The sequence below is a fragment of the Arthrobacter sp. R3-55 genome (assembly GCF_054161505.1).
The window spans coordinates 813,596-832,603 of record NZ_CP096423.1; the positions used below are offsets into that span (position 1 = coordinate 813,596).

Annotated in this window: 15 protein-coding genes; 4 read left to right on the forward strand and 11 right to left on the reverse strand. The window is 64.7% G+C overall.

Features of this window, described 5'->3' with window-relative positions:
- Together M1D51_RS03970 and M1D51_RS03975 are read left to right on the forward strand one after the other, a co-directional pair.
- Positions 1-3,162, forward strand: coding sequence for an FAD-dependent oxidoreductase (locus tag M1D51_RS03970; RefSeq protein ID WP_458108621.1), 3,162 nt, complete (start codon positions 1-3; stop codon positions 3,160-3,162).
- A complete protein-coding gene (locus tag M1D51_RS03975; RefSeq protein WP_458108622.1) occupies positions 3,159-4,922 on the forward strand; it encodes an FAD-dependent oxidoreductase in 1,764 nt (587 codons plus the stop codon). The genes M1D51_RS03970 and M1D51_RS03975 overlap by 4 nt, the downstream gene beginning before the upstream one ends.
- 86 nt (positions 4,923-5,008) lie before the next feature.
- On the opposite strand, the gene M1D51_RS03980 is transcribed toward M1D51_RS03975, so the two are convergent.
- The 8 genes from M1D51_RS03980 to M1D51_RS04015 all read right to left on the reverse strand — a co-directional run bounded on the left by M1D51_RS03980 (position 5,009) and on the right by M1D51_RS04015 (position 14,126).
- On the reverse strand, positions 5,009-7,213 hold the full coding sequence (locus M1D51_RS03980) for a transglycosylase domain-containing protein (RefSeq protein WP_172324068.1): 2,205 nt from the start codon (positions 7,211-7,213) through the stop codon (positions 5,009-5,011).
- A 107-nt stretch (positions 7,214-7,320) separates the two neighbouring features.
- Positions 7,321-7,821, reverse strand: coding sequence for a sensor histidine kinase (locus M1D51_RS03985; RefSeq protein WP_253951522.1), 501 nt, complete (start codon positions 7,819-7,821; stop codon positions 7,321-7,323).
- A gap of 433 nt (positions 7,822-8,254) precedes the next feature.
- Positions 8,255-9,859, reverse strand: a complete 1,605-nt coding sequence (locus M1D51_RS03990) for a carbohydrate-binding domain-containing protein (protein WP_458108623.1) — start codon at positions 9,857-9,859, stop codon at positions 8,255-8,257.
- 44 nt (positions 9,860-9,903) lie between these two features.
- On the reverse strand, positions 9,904-10,665 hold the full coding sequence (locus M1D51_RS03995; protein ID WP_458109540.1) for a polyphosphate polymerase domain-containing protein: 762 nt from the start codon (positions 10,663-10,665) through the stop codon (positions 9,904-9,906).
- A gap of 23 nt (positions 10,666-10,688) precedes the next feature.
- Positions 10,689-11,351 (reverse strand): DUF4956 domain-containing protein, encoded by a 663-nt coding sequence (locus M1D51_RS04000; RefSeq protein ID WP_458108624.1) that lies wholly within the window; start codon positions 11,349-11,351, stop codon positions 10,689-10,691.
- Positions 11,351-12,496 carry a GtrA family protein gene (locus M1D51_RS04005; protein ID WP_458108625.1) on the reverse strand — a complete coding sequence of 382 codons (1,146 nt, stop codon included), beginning with the start codon at positions 12,494-12,496 and terminating at the stop codon, positions 11,351-11,353. Before M1D51_RS04005 ends, M1D51_RS04000 begins: the two co-directional genes overlap by 1 nt.
- Entirely contained in the window at positions 12,493-13,473 is a 981-nt protein-coding gene (locus tag M1D51_RS04010; RefSeq protein WP_458108626.1) for a phosphodiester glycosidase family protein, read from the reverse strand. Before M1D51_RS04010 ends, M1D51_RS04005 begins: the two co-directional genes overlap by 4 nt.
- Before the next feature lie 65 nt (positions 13,474-13,538).
- On the reverse strand, positions 13,539-14,126 hold the full coding sequence (locus tag M1D51_RS04015; protein ID WP_458108627.1) for a DinB family protein: 588 nt from the start codon (positions 14,124-14,126) through the stop codon (positions 13,539-13,541).
- 361 nt (positions 14,127-14,487) lie between these two features.
- Between M1D51_RS04015 and M1D51_RS04020 the strand changes: the two genes are divergently transcribed.
- A complete protein-coding gene (locus tag M1D51_RS04020; RefSeq protein WP_458108628.1) occupies positions 14,488-14,802 on the forward strand; it encodes an MmcQ/YjbR family DNA-binding protein in 315 nt (104 codons plus the stop codon).
- An 85-nt stretch (positions 14,803-14,887) separates the two neighbouring features.
- The gene (locus M1D51_RS04025) at positions 14,888-15,199 is read left to right on the forward strand and encodes a hypothetical protein (protein WP_458108629.1); all 312 of its coding nucleotides are present in this window, start codon (positions 14,888-14,890) and stop codon (positions 15,197-15,199) included.
- A 105-nt stretch (positions 15,200-15,304) separates the two neighbouring features.
- On the opposite strand, the gene M1D51_RS04030 is transcribed toward M1D51_RS04025, so the two are convergent.
- The 3 genes from M1D51_RS04030 to aceB are packed head-to-tail and all read right to left on the reverse strand — an operon-like array spanning position 15,305 to position 18,994.
- Positions 15,305-16,117 (reverse strand): bifunctional allantoicase/(S)-ureidoglycine aminohydrolase, encoded by an 813-nt coding sequence (locus M1D51_RS04030; RefSeq protein WP_011776030.1) that lies wholly within the window; start codon positions 16,115-16,117, stop codon positions 15,305-15,307.
- A gap of 14 nt (positions 16,118-16,131) precedes the next feature.
- A complete protein-coding gene (locus tag M1D51_RS04035) occupies positions 16,132-17,394 on the reverse strand; it encodes a DUF6986 family protein (RefSeq protein WP_458108630.1) in 1,263 nt (420 codons plus the stop codon).
- Between the two features lies 1 nt (position 17,395).
- Positions 17,396-18,994, reverse strand: a complete 1,599-nt coding sequence (aceB, locus tag M1D51_RS04040) for a malate synthase A (RefSeq protein WP_458108631.1) — start codon at positions 18,992-18,994, stop codon at positions 17,396-17,398.
- Positions 18,995-19,008 lie beyond the last annotated feature (14 nt).

A 19,008-nucleotide genomic window follows, 5' to 3' on the forward strand; every position in this document is an offset into this window, starting at 1 on the left:
ATGGCTTCTGCACCAACAGCGGGATCCCCTTTGACCCTCGGCCGCAACGGCCGCGCCTCCCGGACCCTCCGAAACCGCCTCGCGTCGGCACCCATGGAACGCAATTACGGCACCACCGATGGCCACATCACCGAGCAGTACATCGACTACCTCGTAACCCGAGCCAAGGCCGGCCTGGGCATGGTCACTACCGAAGCCACCTATGTCCGCGCAGACGGCAAGGGCCGCACCCACCAACTGGGCCTGCACAGCGATGAGATGGTCCCGCGCCTTCGCCGCCTCACCGACGCCCTCCACGCCGAAGGTGCGCTCGCCGCCGTCGAACTTAACCATGGCGGCCGCACCGCGCAGTCCGTAGTGTCCGGGCTCAAGAACCTCGCGCCGTCGCCGGTTCCATGTCCGACGGCGGGTGGCGAAGTTCCGCTGGAGCTCACCGCGGCCCAGTGCTACGAACTCGTGAACGCCTATGCGGCTGCGGCGAAGCGCGCGGTGGCTGCAGGGTTCGATGTCATCAACCTCCACGGCGCCCACGGTTACCTGATCCACCAGTTCATGTCGCCCATTTCCAACCACCGCACGGACGAGTTCGGCGCGCCGGAGTTCTTCATGAACCTCGTCATCGACGCCGTGCGCGAGGCCGTGCCGGACACGATTGTGGGCATGCGCGTGTCCGTGCTGGAAGGTCCGGTCGACGGCATCAGCGCCGACCAGCAAGTGGCGATCATTGCCAAAGCCCACCTGGACAAGCTCGACTTCCTGGACCTTTCGGCCGGCAGTTACGACGCCGGCGAGTGGATCGTGCAGTCGGGGGAGTGGAAGCCCGGGATCTTGGCCGACTACGCCAAGGCCTACCGCCGCTTCGGGCTCCCGCTGGGCATGGCCGGGCGGCTCAACAGCCCGGAGATCATCGAAGAAGTCCTCGCGAACGGCACCTGCGACTTCGTCAGCCTGGCCCGCGCCATCCATGCCGATCCCGCCTTTGTTGGCGGCGTGCTGCGCGGCCAACGATACCGGCCCTGCATCGCCTGCAACGTCTGCATCGACAACCTCGGCCTGGGCCAGGTCACGTGCACGGTCAACCCCGCCGTCGGGCGTTCCCGCGTGCCCGTTCCAACGCCGGCCGTCCGCTCCACCTCGCGTGTCTTGGTGGTGGGCGCCGGTCCCGCCGGCCTCACCGCAGCCCGCGAACTCGCCGAAGCGGGAGCTCAGGTGACGTTGGTGGACGACGCCGCGCGGCCCGGTGGGCAGTTTGCCCTCGCCGAGCGGATGAGATCCACTCCGGATTTCCACCGCTTTGCCGATTGGTCAGCGTTGGAAAACGAGCGCCTCGGCGTGGACGTGCAGTTGCGCACCCGCGTTGACACGTCCGACGCCGGCGCGCTGGCCCGCGACTTTGGAGCTGACGCCGTGGTCATCGCAACTGGCGGGGCGCGCCCGTCACCCGGGTTCATCGGCGCCGACTCACCGCGGGTCTCGGATATCCGGGATTGGCTCGCGGCACACCCGGAAATTCTCGACGGCGGTGCGGCGGGTGCGGTGGGCCCAGGCTCTTCGGTGGGCCCGGGCTCTTCGGTGGGCCCAGGCTCATCGGGCCCAGCTTCTTCCGGGGCCGCGGCGTCTTCGGCAGGCCCAGCTTCTTCCGGGGCCGCGGCGTCTTCGGCGGGCCCAGCTTCTTCCGGGGCCGCGGCGTCTTCGGCGGGCCCAGTACCCGAGGCCGTGACCATTTGGGGTGCCGATGCCGTGGCAATGAGCGTGGCCGACACCCTTGCTTCCCGGGGAACCGCAGTGCTGATCATCGGACCACAGGAAACTCTGGCACCGGAGTCCGGCCGCCGCGCCAAGATCCTGGCTGTTCCGCGCCTTGAAGCCAACCCGCAGGTGCGGATCTTCCTGTCCAGCACCATCGAGGAGTTTGACGGCAACCGGGTCCGCATCAGCCGGTCCGGCATGGATGACCAGTGGATCGAAGCTCCGGGGGCGTTGCTTGTCTCGCGATCCGTGCTGCCGCTGGACGGCCCCCTCACCGTGGCGGAAAGGGAGGCGGAGCTCAGCCTGTCTGCTTCGCTGCCCGTCGCTGTGGCTGGAACGGTGGTGGATAAGGCATCCGCCATTGTTTCCAACGCAGTCAAGAGCGGATACGACGCTGCGCAACGGATTGCTGCTGCTTTGCCTGCCGGTCCTGGCAGCGGTGGGACCGAGGTCGCTGGAAACGTGCCGGTTCGCTGGAGCTTTTCGGCGATCTCGCAGCGTACCGGCGATCCCGGTGCCGCCGAGCCCCACCAAGCCGGTGGCTCTGCCCCCATTGCCCTTCCACCCCTCGGCACACCGATACGCCGGCTCGGGCTCGCCCAGCTGTCATTGGTGGGAACCGCGCCCCCGGACCTGGTAACCATCGCCGCCCAGGCCGGGTTCGACTTCATCGGCGCACGCGTCCGCCCAGTGACGCCCACCGAGCGCCCATACAACCTCCAGCCGGGCTCACCCATGCTTCGAGAAACCCTGGCCCGGATGGCCGATACCGGAATAACGGTTGAAGACATCGAATTCCTGCTCCTGGACGGAACAGGCCTGCAAAACGGCGTTGATCAACGCGAAGCCTGGTTGCGGATGATGGAGGCAGGCCAGGCTCTGGGCGCATCCACGCTGACTGTTGCCTGCGCGGACCCGGACTTGGACCGCTTCGGGGACCACCTCGCCCGGATGACGCAGGACGGCGCAGCGTACGGAATCGTTCCCACGCTGGAGCCCATTGCCTACCAGACCGTCCGCTCCATTCCGCAGGCTGTGGATCTCGCCGACCGCGCAGACTGCAAAATCGTGGTGGATGCCCTGCACGTCAACCGCTTCGGTGGCACGTGGGCTGAACTTGAAGACGCCGCGGACCTGGTACCCATGATCCAGCTCTGCGACGGCCCCGCTATCCCGCCACCCGGGAGGGAAGGGCTGATCCTTGAGTCCCGCTCGGAGCGGGGCGTACCCGGAGAAGGCGAATTCGACCTGACGTCCATGCTCGCCTCCTTCTCCGCAGTGGTCCCCGTGAGCGTCGAGACCCCCTCCGGAAGCAGGGTGGCCGCCATGGGCGAACTCGCATGGGCCAAACAGCTGAAAGCAGCAGCTGACTCAGTCCTCAATACCCCCGCATTTACCTGGAGCATTTCATGAACACCACCCCATCCCGCCCCACCCTTGACTGCGATGTCCTTGTCATCGGTTCAGGAGCAGGCGGCCTCGCTGCGGCAGTGACGGCGGCCTATCACGGGCTGAAGGTCATCGTCGTGGAAAAGTCCGCTGTTTGCGGCGGCGCGACGTCGTGGTCCGGCGGCTGGGCATGGGCTCCCGCCAACCCGCTGGCATACGCCGAAGGCGTCACCGAGGATAAGGAAACATTCCGGACGTACCTCCGTGGAGTCCTGGGCGATGATTACCGGGAGCACAACGTGGAAGCCTTCCTGGAAGCATCCCCGCACATGGTGGGATTCTTCCAGGACAAGACGTCCCTGCAGTTCGTTCCCGGCAGCAGGATCAACGACATCTACGGCAATCTCCCCGGAGCAGGCACGGGCCACCGCTCGGTGGGTCCCAAACCCCTCAACGCCCGGGCCATCAAACCTGCCTTGCGGGCCAAGATGCGTCACCAGCTCTACGAGACATCCTTCCTGGGCATGGGCATCATGGCCGGGCCGGACCTCAGCAAGTTCCTTTCGGCATCGCAGGGCAACCTCAACGGGATCTTCCACGCCGGGTGGCGTTTCGGTTTCCATCTGCTGGACCTGCTGACCCACCGCCGCAACATGCAGTTGGTCAACGGCACAGCCCTGACCGGCAGGCTCATGAAGTCCGCCGATGACCTGGACGTGGACATCCGCGTTTCCACCCCTGCCACAGCGCTGCTCAGCGATGACAGCGGCAAGGTGACAGGCGCCGTCGTGCGTTCACCTGAGGGTGAGCTCCGGATCAACGCGAGCCGCGGCGTGGTGCTGGCAACCGGGGGCTTCCCCAACGATGTTCTGCGTCGAAAGGAACTGTTCCCCAAGGCGCCCACCGGCCGGGAGCACTGGACGCTTTCCCCGCAGGAGACCACTGGCGACGGCATTAGCCTGGCAACGTCGGTGGGTGCGCGTTTCAAGACCGACGTGAAGTCGCCCGCTGCGTGGTGTCCGGTGTCGCTGGTGCCGTACCGCAACGGCCGGACCGGGGTGTTCCCGCACATCATGGACCGTGCCAAGCCCGGCAGCATCGGTGTCCGCGCGGATGGAAAACGGTTCGTGAACGAAGCCAACGGCTACTACGACTACGTTGAGGCGCTCCTGGCAGCGACGCCGGAAGGTGCCGCCGTTGAGTCGTGGCAGATCGCGGACAGCCGGTTCGTGCGGAAATTCCCGCTGGGCATGGCCAAACCGCTGCCCGTCCCGCTGTTCCCCTACCTGCGATCCGGGTACCTCATCAAGGGCCGGACGTTGGAGGAGCTTGCCACGAAATGCGGAATCGACCCCGCGGAGTTGCGCCGCACAGTGGAGAGGTTCAATGCCAACGCGCGCGACGGCGTCGACCCTGACTTCGGGCGCGGCGGGACAGCCTTCAACCGCTACGGCGGCGATCCCACCCACCAACCAAACCCGTCATTGGGCCCCATCGAGAAGGGCCCGTTTTACGCCGTCCGGGTGGTTCCGGGGAGCTTTGGCACGTTCGCCGGGATCGACACGGACGGCAGGTCACGGGCGCTCAACGACGACGGCGAACCCATCTCCGGCCTGTACGTCGCGGGGAATGACCAAACCAACGTCATGGGTGGGCACTATCCCGCAGGCGGCATCAACCTCGGGCCGGCGCTGACGTTCGGATACATCGCCGGCCGCCATCTTGCCGGGGTGGACAACTACGAGGACGACGGCACGCGCGCGGCCGCCGAGGTCACGCTGTAGCGAAACGTTGTGAGGCCTGCCGTGCAGGGTTTAGCACAGGAATTGCGCGCAGAGCAGGCCTCGCAACGCGGGGTGATTGTTGCGCGCTACCCTCCCGTGAGGCGCGGGAGGGTCGGCACCGGGGTGGTGGGTGCCGGGGTGGAAGGTGCCGGCGGGGGAGCAGGCGCCGCGAAAGGACCGCCGGGGTAGAGGGCCGTGGCCTCCACCATATAGTTGGCCCATTGCGGCCCGGCGATCATGTAACCGTCCAGGGACTTGTAGAACTTGCCGTTAATGGTGACGTTCTGCCCCGCGCGCTGCTGTCCCGCCGTCGTATCCCCAAAGAACGACGCCGTGGCAAGTGCCGTGGTGTAGCCGGCAACCCACGTGGCTCCATTGTTGTTGGATGTTCCGGTCTTGGCGGCTACCGGGACCTTGGTGTGGACCTTGGGCTCGATCCACACCCCGGAACCCATCTTCAACACATCCTGCAGGACGGCATTGACACCACGGGCCACCGATGGTTTGACGGCCTCCCGGCACTCCGGTGTCTGGGCTTCGAATTGGCGTCCTTGGGAGTCGCTGATCCCGGTGATGGCGATGGGTGCGCAGTACGTGCCGTCGTTAGCGAATGTGGCGTAAGCACTCGCCAGGACCAGCGGTGCAACGCCGATGGAGCCCAGCAGGTTGCCGATTTGGTGCATGTTCACCGGGGCGTTGTCCAAGCCGCTGTGCAAGCCCACGGTGTCCACCATCTTCTGGATACCGCAGAAGTCCAACTGGGCTGCGGTGGCAAAGGTGGCGGTGTTGATGGAGTTGTAAAGGCCGTAATTGATGGGCATGGGGCGGTAGTACCCGGGATCGTTGTTTTGCAGGTCGTCGTCTGCGCCCAGGTTCTGTGCTTTCTGGGCGCTGCTGTAGCCGCCCATGACTTTGCCGCAGCTGGATCGCCAGGGGAACCCGACGGGGTAGACCCTGCGTGAGGCGTCAACTGTGGCGGTGGGGTGCTTGCCTTGGTTGAGCCATTCGGCGTAGATGAACGGCTTCATGGTGGAGCCCGGCTGGAAGCCCCCTGCACCGTTGAGGTCGTACCCGTTCCCGTCCTTGGCATCGACGTTGAAGTTCAGCTGGGTATCGTACTTCCCTTCCTGCGGGACAAAGACCGTGTTCTGTGCCATCGCCAGGATCTTCCCGGTGCCCGGCTGCACGGTGGTCATGGCCGCGCCCCATTTATCCGGGTTCTCCCCGGCAGAGGCGTCCACTTGGGCCTGGGCAACGGCTTGGAGCCTGCTGTCCAAGGTGGTGGTGATGGTGAGCCCGCCGCGGTAGAGCAGGCGCTCGCGTTCATTGACAGTGGATCCATAGGTCTCGTCGTTGAGAATCAGGTGCGAGACGTAGTCGCAGAAGTAGGTGGCGATCGAAGCGCCCGCGCAGCCCTGACGTGAAGGCGTGATGTTCAGCTCTATGGGCGTTGCCACCGCCACGCCGTGGTCCACCGGAGTGATCTTGCCCTGTTCCACCATCCGGTCAAGGACGAGGTTGCGCCGCTTCAACGCCGCATCCGGGTCCACAGTGGGATCGTAGATACTGGGTCCGTTGACCAGGCCGGCAAGGAGGGCGGCCTGCGGCAGGGTCAAGTCTTTTGCCGACGTGCTGAAGAAATAGCGTGACGCGGCTTCAATGCCGTAGGCATCCCGGTTGAAGAAGACGATGTTCAGGTACCCCTCAAGGATCTGCTCCTTGTTGAACCGCTTTTCCAGTTCGAGGGCCAGCTTGATCTCACGGAGCTTATCTCCCATGGTCTTTTGGCCGCTGAGTACCACGTCTTCCGGACGGCCCTCGGACAATCGTGACTCGTTCAGCACGTTGGTGACGTATTGCTGCGTCAACGTGGAGGCCCCTTGGCGTGTGCCTTTGGTGAGGTTGGAGCTCAACGCCCGGATGATGCCCTGCGCGTCCACCCCGGCGTGATCGTAAAAACGGCTGTCTTCGATGGCCACGATCGCCTCGCGGATGAAGGGCGACATCTCCTCCAAGGGCACCTTGACCCGGTTTTCTGCGTAGAAGGTGGCGATGTGCTGGCCGTCCGCCGAAACCACCGTGCTGGAAAGGGATGGGGAATCGACGTTCAGTTCGCTCGGGAGGTCCTCATAGAACCCGATCGAGCCGCCCACGGTGGTGCTGGTGAATGCCACCACGGGGACCACCAGCCCGGAGATCAACACACCGCAGAGGATGCTCACGAAGAAGTACCCGAAGACCCTGAGAAGGACCTTGCCGAGACCTGCCTTTGGACCCTTGTTCTGCGCCATTTTCGTGCCAATCCGTCCGGGATGTCAGGCTGAAAAGTAGCTACAGAATACGTCCGGGAAACCGGTTGGGCCATGGCTGGGAGGCCAAAAAAGGTCCCAAATCGGACTCAATCCAGCGGTAGCGTGACCCGCACACTGGTGCCCCGCCCTGGGGCGGAATCAATGTCTACTGTCCCGCCGGCGTCGTGCACTGCGATGGACATCAACAACAGGCCGAAACCGTGCCGCCGGCCGCTGGGTGCCGCATGGATTTCGAATCCTGTGCCATCGTCAGTGATGGTGAGCTGGATGCCGTGGTAAACGGCGTTGAGGCGAACGGTGAGCTCGCTGGCGTCGGCGTAGTTCAGGGTGTTGCTGAAGGTCTCCTGCGCCACGTGATAGAGGAGGGCCGCGGCCGAGGACGAGATCTCGATGCCGTGATGCGGGGTGTGCCAGTGGACGGTGATGCCGGTCCGTCGCAGCGGCGCGGCGAGCCGATCAATGCATCCGGCGACGCCCAAAGCGTAAAAATCCACGGGGTGCTGGTCCTGGATGATGCCCTTGACGGCAACAACCTCACTGAGTGCTGATGAATGCTCCATTGCGTCCCCCACATCGTTGTCTTTCATACTTGAGATTCGTTGCCGAAACCCCTCGGTATGGGTGCTCCGGCTGATTCCAGCGTGGCGCCGCTATATCAAGGAACCTTTTCGATTGGCTCAAGTTCGCATCAAGTTTGCGGGGCAGGCTTGCAGGGGCGGCGCACGTGGTCCGGTGGACGCCAAAACAGCGCCCGACGACGGCAGGCGAGTGTCGTCGTCGGGCGCTGAATGGTGGGGGCTACCTCCTCTGGTGGCTACCTCCTCCGGTACAGGGCGGTGAGCACCAGCCGGCACGCACCTGTGACCGGAAGTTCATCCCTGCCGAACGGGGTGTGGCTTCGCTACCCACTTTGACCGTTCAGCTCGCAGAATGAAAACCAAAAAGGTTGATTTCAGCCAGAAAAGCCATCAAAGGAGGTAACGAAGCCACGGGCCATCGGCCACTTTTGGGGAGTCGAACCTACCGACGGCCGCCACCACCTCCCGGCCCTTGGGCCTGGGTGTACTGGCCCGCGGTGACGGTTCCCTGCTCCTGTGCCCCGTCAGTGGAACCCGTGGTCAGGCCTGCTCCGGCATCGGCGCTGCCCCCGGTATACACCGTGTAGCTTTCACCCTCGGTGATCGCGGAGGACGAGAACACCAAGGAGGCAGTGGTCTTGGTGACCACGAAGGTGGCAACCACAGCGCCGGAGGAATCTACAAGGTGCACTGGAGTTCCGGCCGATACGGAAGAATCGAAGGTCACTTGCACCCCTGACTGCGTGGACGACGTCCCAGGGGTGACCGCCATTCCTGCGCTGCCTGCTGCGGCCACGGTTCCGCCACTGACTACCAGCTCGCCGTTTACATCAAGAGCACCGTTGCCGTCGTTGGTGGGACCGTTGACCACCACGGTTCCGCCAGAAATGTTGGCACTGCCGTTGGAGTCCAGGCCATCGCCCTCGGAGTTGATGGTCAGTGTTCCGCCGGATACGTCAACGGAGTAATCGCCTGCCGCCATCTCGCCGCCCCCGCCGCCGGGTCCTCCCATGCCGCCGCCCATGCCACCCGCGGCGCCGGCGTCAGTGGCCGTGGAGGTGGACGAACCGCCCGAGGCGTTCACGCCGTCGTCGTTCGCAGTGACGGTGACGTCGCCCCCGGAAATGGCGATGTGCTGCGCCTCCAGCCCTTCCTCCGACTCGGCAACGGTGACGGTTCCGCCGGAAACGGTGAGGGTGTTGAACGCCTTCACGCCGTCGTCGCCGGCGTTGACGGTCAGCGAGCCACCGCTGACCAGCAGCCAGCCCCGGCCCTCGTCCGTCTCGTTATCCGCCTTCACGCCGTCCCCGGCCACGGTCACCTGGTAGGCGCCGTCCAGCAGGACGGTGTAATCCTTGCCGCGGATGCCGTCGTCCACAGCGTCCACGGTGACCTTGCCGGAAGCCATCACCAGGCCGTCCTTGGACACGATGCCGTCATTGGATTTCGCGTTGACGGTGAGGGAACCGGTGCCGGCGATGGTGAGGTCGGCCATGGAGTAGAGCGCTGCGTTGGGGGCGTCATCCCCTTGGTCGGCATAGGTGGTGGCGTCGGTCAGGGTGTTGGTGCTGCCGTCTTCCAGGTACACGATCGCCTCATCCGCGCTCTGCACCACGAACGGCGAACCGCTGGAGTTGCCCAGTTCAACGCCGTCCAGAATGATGCGCACCGTGTCTTCCTCGCCCGCCGCTACTACGATGCGGCCGTCGCTCAGCGAGCCGCTGAGGCGGTAGGTTCCGGCCGCACTGATGGTGACGGTATCGCCGTCTACCGCCACGCCGGTGGAGCCCGACGACGTCACTTTGCTGCCGTCGTCGGCCAGGCTGATGGCCACTTCGGTTGCGGCATCCCACGTGAGGTCGTCGTTGTCGTAATGGGTGTCTTCCTCGACGGTGGCTGCGGTGACCGCCTGCTGGGTGGTGTTTGTGGTGGTGGTGCTTGAGGTGGTGCCGGTGGACGTGGAGCTCGTGGCGGCAGTGGAGCAGCCGGCCAACGATACGGCCAGGGCCACGGCGGCAACGGAAAGGGAGGTACGGAAAGAGCGCATGGTGGGTTCCTAAGTCTGTGGAGGGAAGGTCAGCGGACGGAGTGTCAGCAGGCAGGACGCAGGGGCATCCTGCGCCGAAGTGTTTGGTTCCAACGGTTGGCTGGGAGCTCGGGATGGAGCGCGGCCATGCCGGTGGCGAATTTGGAGATGCGGCACGGACGGACGCCGTGCGCCCACAGATGCCGGTCCAGCGGACCCGGAGCCGAACCGGATTTTGTCTCGACCACCACGGCGTCATCCAGCACCCACGGCTGGCCGTTGGGGCTTTGCCAGATGACGTCGGAGTCGATGGTCGCGCGGCTTCCGGATTCGGGGAGGAACAGTGTGGTGCGGTTGTAGCGTGTGGACAGTACCGGCTCAAGGGGGCCAAAGTGTACGTCCCCGAGGACCGCGGCCAGGGTCTCATTGACGTAGGCCAACCCTTCGTCCGTCAGATGGTCACGGTGGCCCAACTCGTACGGAATCCGCTCTTTGACCGTTGCCTCGCGGGCGCCTTCGGTCTTGACTTCCAGGAAGCTGACCCCGCTGTCCAGATAGGTTCGTGTGCGAATCTTGAACCTCCTGCGGCGGCCATGGGCTGCCAGCATGTAGCTGTCCAGGGCGGGGGTATCGAAATAGACGGAGTCGTAGGCAAACGTGCGGTTCCCGTCCATTTCCAGCACCCGGGCCTCGGCGCCGAACGTGCTGAGGATCTTCCGGGCAGTGGCCGACGGCACCAGATACTTGCGGTCAACCCGGGTCAGCAGCGCAGCCTCCGTGGTGAGTTCTTCAAGCCCGACGGCGGGCAGCTGGCTCAGTTGCGGCATGATCGGTTCGGCATCGACCCGGCTCACGCCACACCTGCCGAAGTGGGCACGGATGGCTGGGTGGGTACGGGCAGTTCCTGGGGTGCGGGCGAGAGCGCACCGGCGGGCTGGTCGAAACCCAGCTGCGCGTGCCGTGGCTGTTGTGGGCGGACCGCATACCGGACGTCCACGACGGTCTTGTCGTTGACCAAATCGAGTTCCTGGATGGTGGCCGAATGCACGGCGCCGTTGAGGACTTCCTCCAGCCGGGCGTAGAGCTCGGGTTCGTTGGTGATGGCGCGGTCCAGGACCACCATCTGGTGGCGGTAGGCGGGCAGTACGCGTGGGTTGTCGCCAACGAACATCACCAGGAGGACCAACGCCATGAGGGCCAGGGTCAGCCAGAGCGGCTCCACCCCGATGCCCGCGATCAAGCCCAATGCCAGTGCCGAGAAGTAGTAGGCCACCTCGTGCTGGGCCAGTTCGGTGGACCGGAGCCGGATGATGGAGAGAACACCGAACAGGCCCAATCCCAGCCCAACGCCGGCAGCCGACCCGGACAAGGCTGTGGCAACTGCCAGGACGCCCACGTTCATGCCCAAATACGAGACCACCAGGTCACGGCGCCGGTGGCGGCGGAGGTAGAGGGCCAGGGTCAAAATGGTGATGGCGGCCAGGTCTGCCGCGATGAAGATGATGGTGTTCATCAGTTACTCCGGAATCTCTTGGGGGATTGATCTCCACTTTTCCCGGGCATGCTGTGCTGAAACTGTGCCGGGACCAAGGCTGGGATATGTGTTTCGGTGCCATCGGTTTCCGATGCTGCGGTGCGGGCCCTGCGGGCGAACAGGAAGCGTTGCTGCACGGCATAGCTGATACCCAGCAGGGTCACTTCCGTGACGAGTTTGGCCGGTACGTCCGGGACGGCCAGGGAGATGAGGGCAGCCATGGCAGCGTAGTTGGCGGCCAGCAGGACAGCTACCAGGGACGCGTATCCGGTGGCCGCAGCACGTAGCGGGGTGTCCTTGCCATGCTCAAAGACCAGCCGGCGATTGACCAGGAAGTTCACCGAGGCACTGAGCAGCCGGGCTCCCACCACGGCCACCAGCAGCGAATCCGTGACAGCGCTCAACACCAGGAACATCACCATGTCCACCACGAACGCGGACAACGACGATCCCAGGAACTTCAGCAGTGGTGCGTAGATCCTTAGGGAGTCGGCCACGGGCCTGAAATGAGATCCGGAGTTGTGGTCCAGATAGACGGTTGCGATCTCCACGGACTCGACGCCGTAGCCGGCCTGTTTCGCTTCCAGCAGCAGATTGAGTTCGTACTCATAGCGCCGGCCACGGACGGACAGCAGCCACGGGAGCATGTCAGCCCGGTAGCCGCGCAAGCCCGTTTGCGTATCGGCGACCCGTTGCCCTGTTGCCAGCCTGAACAGGGCCCGGGTTACCGTGTTGCCAAACTTGCTGCGGGCCGGGACATCACCGGTGAAGTTCCGGCAGCCAAGGACCATCGACGCCGGGACCTGGCGGACGCGGTCGGCCACGGCCAGGATATCGGCCACTGCGTGCTGGCCATCGCTGTCCGCGCACACCACGTCCTGCCCCGGGAAATGTTCTGCAATGAAGGCGAAACCACTCTTGAGGGCGTGTCCCTTGCCGCCGTTCACGGCGTAACTGAGCACATGGCACCCAAGCCGGGCGGCGTCGTCGAACGTTTGTTGGTAAACCGGTCCGGAGCCGTCGTCCACCACCACCATGGTCAGCCATGGATCGGCTTCCTGAAGGTTGCGGACAAGTGCGGTGAGCTGGTGGTCCGGCTCGTAGGCCGGTATCAGAATGATCATGACTGGGCGATGTAGAGGATGTCGGAGGTGCCGCGCTCTTTGTTCTCGCCGAGCGGGTTGTTCACCAGGGAGCCGTTGAAGTACATGGTGGAGGAACCGCCGCCGTCGATGTTGTACGCGGTGGTTGCGCCGAGGTCCTTCATGATCCCGGCCAGTCCGGTCATGGTCACGCCTGCTGAGTAGCCGGGGCTGCGGCCGTCCACCACCACGAACACCAGATGGTTCTCGTCAATGACGCCGACGGCGGTGCGGGGCTGCTCGCCCTGGATGGAGTGGTTGCCGAAGTTGGTATCAACCTCCACGTCCTCGATGCCGGAGGCGATCTCCCCGTTCTCCAGCAGCGACGGTCCGAACGAGAGCGTGTTCCACACGCCGTCGGCGACGAGTTGCTCAGCGCTGGTGGTGGTCTCGTCATAGACCTTGACGGTCCCGTCCTTATAGAAAGCCAGGCCCTGCCGTGCGCCCTCATCCCGGTACACCACGCCGTTGCGGATCACGATGCCCGTATCCCGGAAACCGTAGTAATCGCCGTTGATGGCGAAAATGGCGTTGTGGTCCTCCGCGATCGCGGACGTGGTTTCGGTGATGTTCTCGCCATAGGTGTCCTCGGCGAACGCCGACTTCAGCGTGGTTGCATCATCAAGCACGACGTCGGCAACGTAGTACGTCACGGCATCGTCGCCGCTGCCGGTGGTCACCGTGGAGATAGTGACGCCTGTGTCGCCCGAGGTGTAGGAGGTATCGGTGACCACGGCGCTCGACGCCGTCTCCGCAGAGGCGGCATCCGTCGTCGAGCTTGTTCCGGCTTGGCCGGCTTCGTATTCGCTGACGTTCGTGATTTCCGCATGAGGGACCACGAAACGGTCCAATGCCCAGGCAGCGGCGCCCCCGGCAGAGAGAGTGACTGCCAGAACGGCGGAGATGACGGCGCGCCGTGTCCGGCCGCCCTTACGGTGTTCAGTCTGTGGAGGAGTCATGCCCCATTTCTACGGAGCGAGGCTACGCAGGAGGTTTGCCAACCTTATGCAAGGGCTGTGAAGGTTCAGAAGTGGCGGAGATCCGCCTCCCGCGCGGCTTCCTCGATCCGGAACCGATGCGCAGCCCACTCCTCGGAGTTACGGGTGGGAATGTTCGGATCGCCCGGCCTCTGACCTGCGGAACCGTCGATGAGTTCCCTGATGATGTCCGCGTGCCCGGCATGCCTGGCCGTTTCCACGCACATGTGGACCAATATTTGGTGGAGCGTCACGTTCTTCTTCTCCTCGGACCACCATGGAACAACGCCCGGCGCGTCCAAGGGGAGGGACTCGATGGTCTCATCGCTGTGCTTGGCGGAGAAATGGTGCAGCTCCAGGATCTCCTCACGGGTCTCCGTGACGGGCACCCACATATCGGAATCCGGCTCAGCATCCTCGGCCAGCCACGGCAGCTCGCGGCCACTGGGTCGCCCGAACGTCACCCCGAAATAGTCCAGCTCCACGCTGGCCACGTGTTTCACCAGGCCCAGCAGGTTAGTTCCCGTGGGGGTCAGGGGCCGCCGGGCGTCGTACTCGCTGAGGTTCTCCACCTTGCCCAGCAGGTCAGCGCGGCGGAGTCGCAAGTAACCGTGCAGCATCGCTTTGTCATCCATGGGGAGCACTCTACCGAAGGCCCTTCGCAAGGGGCGGGGGGAGGGGAGGGGACCGGGGCCGGACGGGTGCGCAGGCTCGAGCTCGTGCTCCACCAAGTGCTCCCCCGAGTTCGCGGGAAACCTGCCGGATCGCCCGAACGTTCCGGCGGTGTGGCAGCATTCCCGGCGCCGTGCACGTTTCCCGCGACGTGGCAGGGCAGCCTAAAAGTACGACGCCGGTGCTGCCGCGGGCTTTTGTCGATAACCCCAGGTTCGCCGGGTTCGCGGGAAGCGCGCAAGGTCGCATGGAAGCCTACGGCCATTTCGCAGCCTTCCCGCGAACTCGCTTGTCGCAGCCAGCCTGACGGTGCCACAGTGAACCATGGCCACAGAAGACGACGTCCGGCGCATCTGCCTGAGCATGCAAGGCGTAACTGAGCGGCCCAGCTGGGGACAACCGGCATGGTTCGCCAAGACCCTCATGGCACGCATCTGGGAAGAGGGCGTGGGCACGGTCAAAACCGACGAACGCGAAGCGCTCGCAGCCATGAATCCCGATACCTTCTTCTGGACGCCGCACCATGAGCAGTCACCCCAGCTCATGCTGGTCCGGCTCGAACGAATCGGCGCGGACGAGCTCGACGAGTTGCTGCAGGAGTCGTACAGAATCGCCGGCGGCCCGGGCAAACCCAACTGAGTAGCAGTAAACGGTCCATTGAGAGCTCAATGGGACGTTTGCTGTTACCCAGTTGGGTGCACGCACGCAGGTTAGACTCGGGCGCATGGGGGATAACAACACACTTGGGGAACACAACCAACCGACGCCGGGACGCAAACTGGCAACCGTCGTCGTGCCTTTGCTGGGGCTGGTCGCGGTCATCGTGGGGCTGATCGTGGCGTTCAGCAACCAGAGCACGGACTTCGGCTTCGTTGCCTACGCGCCGTTAAGCGACACGCTCTTCCTGGGCAACGGTGTGACGATGGTCAGCCAAGCCAGCCAGGTGGGGCTGGCTGTGACGGTCCTTGGCCTGCTGATGCTCGCCTTCTGGGCCGGGCTCAGAATTGGCCGGCGCGGAACCCACCAAAACAGCTGAGTTCGCCGGACCCGCTCCGAAACCGCCGGAAAACGACGAAATCGCCGGAAAGCTCCAGCGAACTGGCAGCATTCCGGCGATCTCGGCACAAGCAGAAGGAACAGACTACGTGAGCTTCACCTGGCGGTTCATGTCCTTGTACAGCAGGTAACGGAACTCGCCCGGACCACCGGCGTAGCAAGCCTGCGGGCAGAACGCGCGCAGCCACATGAAGTCGCCGGCTTCCACCTCAACCCAGTCGTTGTTCAGCAGGTACATGGCCTTGCCTTCAAGGACGTACAGGCCGTGCTCCATGACGTGGGTCTCCGGGAAGGGGATCACGCCGCCGGGCTGGAAAGTGACGATGTTGACCTGCATGTCGTGCGCCAGGTCGCTGGAATCCGTGAAACGCGTGGTCTTCCAGACGTCGTCCGTGTCCGGCATGGAGGTGGGTTCCACGTCCTTCTCGTTGGTGACGAAGGACTTGGCTTCGAAGCCTTCAAGCCGCTCGTAGGCCTTGCGGATCCAGTGGAAGGAGACGATGTCGTCGGACACGTTTTCCAGGCCCCACTCGGCGCCGGCAGCAAGGTAGGCGTAGCCACCCTCTTCGAGGTGGTGCAGTTCGCCGTCGAGGGTGAGGTTGACCTGGCCCTTGGTGACGAAAATGACGCCTTCAACGCCGGCCTCGAACTCCGCCTTGGGAGCCCCGCCGCCCGGTGCGATCTCGACGATCAGCTGGGAGAACGTGGTGGCGAAGCCGGAAATCGGCCGCGCGATGATCCACGAGCGAGTGTTGGAGAATCCCGGCAGGTTGCTGGTGACGATGTCCGTCATGACGCCCTTGGGGATCACCGTGTAAGCCTCCGTGACGATGGCCCGCTCGGTGGTCAGCTGGGTCTGCGGCGGCAGGCCGCCCTGCGGGTAGTAGTACTTGCCCATGCGAAATGCTCCTATCAGTGGGAAGTCGGTTGCGCCAGCCGCGGGTGCGCCAGTGCGGTCAGCTGTGAAAGTTCGACGCCGGCAAGCGCCTTGACCTCGTCGGTCCCCACTGCGCCGCACTGGACGCCGCGGAGGACGAAGCCGGCCAGGGCGCGGGCGGTGGCTGGCTCGTCCATGACGCCGCCTTCGGTGCGCTCAACATAGTTGCGCAGGCGCAGTGCGGCGGCGGGCAGGCCTTCGCGGTAGAAAGCGTACGACGCCGAGAAGCGGCTGGGTAGCTGGGCGGCGTGGAGATCCCAGCCTTGGTAATAGCCGTTTTCCAGGGATCTGCGGACCAAGCGGCCGTGCAGCTTCCAGGCATCCTCAACACCATCGCCCACGGGGATGATGTTGGTGGAACCGTCGGAGAGGCGGATGCCCGTTCCGGCGACGGCGAGTTGCATGACTTCCTTGGCGAAATCGGCCACGGGATGCTCCATGGACTGGTATTCCGCGGAAATGCCCAGCGAGGCGCTGTAATCGTAAGTCCCGTAGTGCAGGGCGCTGATGCGGCCCGGGACAACGTGGGGGAGCTGGGCAACAGGTGAGGTTCCGTCAGCACCGATGATGAGCTGCGGGGTTTCCACCTGCACCTCAAAGCGGAGCCGGCCGGCGGGGAGTCCGTGGACTTCCTCAAGGCGGGACACTGCATAATCCATGGCCTGAACCTGGGCCACCGTGGTGACCTTGGGCAGGGTGAGGATCAGCCCGGCCGGAAGTTCCCCGGCGGCAGCAAGGGTGGACACGAACAGGTCCAGCGTCTTCAGTCCGCGGGCCCGGGTGGGGGCTTCGAAGCACTTGAAGCGGATGCCGATGAAGGGCGGAGCCGTTCCGGCCGCAACGGCGGTGGCAACAGCCTTGGCGGCAGCAACGGCGTCGGCGTCTTCTGCCTCATCGCCGCGGTCCCCGTAGCCGTCTTCAAAGTCCAAACGCAGGTCCTCGATCGGTTCAGCAGCCAGCTTGGAAGCCACCCGGGAGGCAACAGCGGCAGCCAGGTCGGGTTCCTGGCCCAACAGCCGGCCCAGCTTTTCGAGGCCGCCGTGTGCTTCCGCCGTCGCGAGCGCCTGGGCGCCCCAGTCTGCGGCGAGGGAAGGCGTGAAGCGGTCGGCCGGAATGTAGACAGTGTGGATGGGCTGGCGTGAGCCGTCGTCGCCGGGGTAGTTGCGGTCCAGCAACTGGTCCGTTGCCTCGAGCTGCGACTCGATATGGGCCAGGTCAGAGGAAGAGAATGAGCCCATCTCAGCCCACCAGCTCGTAGGCGGGAGTGGTGAGGAAGTCCGTGTAATCGTCGGACAAACAGATGTCCTCGATCAGCTTGGAGGCAGGCTCGTAGTACTTCGCGAAGTTCTCGTCGCCGAATTCGATGCGCAGGCGCTCGGTCTCCTCGCCCAGGATGCGGGTAACCAGCTCGCGGGTCACGGTGTTGCCCGTGTCCGCCAGGACGGACTTGTTGCGCAGCTGCTGCCACACCTGTGAACGGGAGATCTCCGCGGTTGCGGCGTCTTCCATGAGGTTGTGGATGGCAACCGCGCCGCTGCCGGAAATCCAGACGCCCGTATAAGCGACGGCGACGTACAGGTTCAGCCGCAGGCCGGCTTCCGTGACGGTTCCGCCGGCGGACGCGACGTCGATCAGCTGCTCGGCGGTGACGTTCACCTCGGGGCGTTGCTTGTCCAGCTGGTTGGGACGGTCACCCAGCACGGAGTCAAAGACTTCGCGGCAGGTGGGAACCAGGTCCGGGTGGGCAACCCAGGAGCCGTCGAAGCCATCGTTTGCTTCGCGGGTCTTGTCGGCACGGACCTTGTCGAAGGCTGCTGCAGTGACGTCCGGCTGCTTGCGGTTGGGGATGACGGCGGCCATGCCACCCATGGCGAAGGCGCCGCGCTTGTGGCAGGTCTTGACCAGGAGTTCGGTGTAGGCGCGCATGAACGGAGCCGTCATGGCAACGGTGGCGCGGTCCGGGAGGACGAACTCTTCGCCGGCGTCACGGAAGTACTTGATGATGCTGAAGAGGTAATCCCAGCGGCCGGCGTTCAGGCCCGAGGCGTGATCGCGCAGTTCGTAGAGGATCTCGTCCATCTCGAAGGCTGCGGGGATGGTCTCAATGAGGACCGTGGCGCGGACGCTGCCCTGCGGGATGCCGAGGAAGTCCTGGGCGAACACGAAGACGTCGTTCCAGAGGCGGGCCTCCAGGTGGCTCTCCATCTTGGGCAGGTAATAGTACGGACCCTGGCCGTTGAGGAGCAACTGCTTGGCGACGTGGAAGAAGTGCAGGCCAAAGTCCACCAGCGCACCCACGGCGGGTTCGCCGTCGATCAGCAGGTGCCGTTCTTCCATGTGCCAGCCGCGCGGGCGGGCCACCACAACGGCCAGGGGAGCGTCGGTGCGCAGGCGGTATTCCTTGCCCTCGGGCGAGGTGTAGCTCAGGGTGCCCTGGGCAGCGTCGCGGAGGTTAAGGATGGCATCGATGACGTTGGGCCAGGTGGGTGTGCTGGCGTCTTCGAGGTCCGCGAGCCACACCTTGGCGCCGGAGTTGAGGGCATTGATGGCCATCTTGGCCGGGGTTGCCGGGCCGGTCATCTCAACGCGGCGGTCCTGCAAAGCTGCCGGTGCCTCGGCGACCTTCCAGTCGCCGTCGCGGATTTCCTGCGTTTCCGGGAGGAAGTCCAGGCGGCTTGTGTCGGCCACTTTCTGGCGCTTAACTCCGCGTGCTTCCAGGAGCTCCTTGCGGGTGCCGGCGAAGCGGTTGTGCAGTTCCTCGATGAAGGCCAAAGCCTTGGGGGTGAGGATTTCCTCGGCGCGATCGACCGGCCGGGGATCGGTGACTGTGATAGCCATGTGAGCGGATTCCT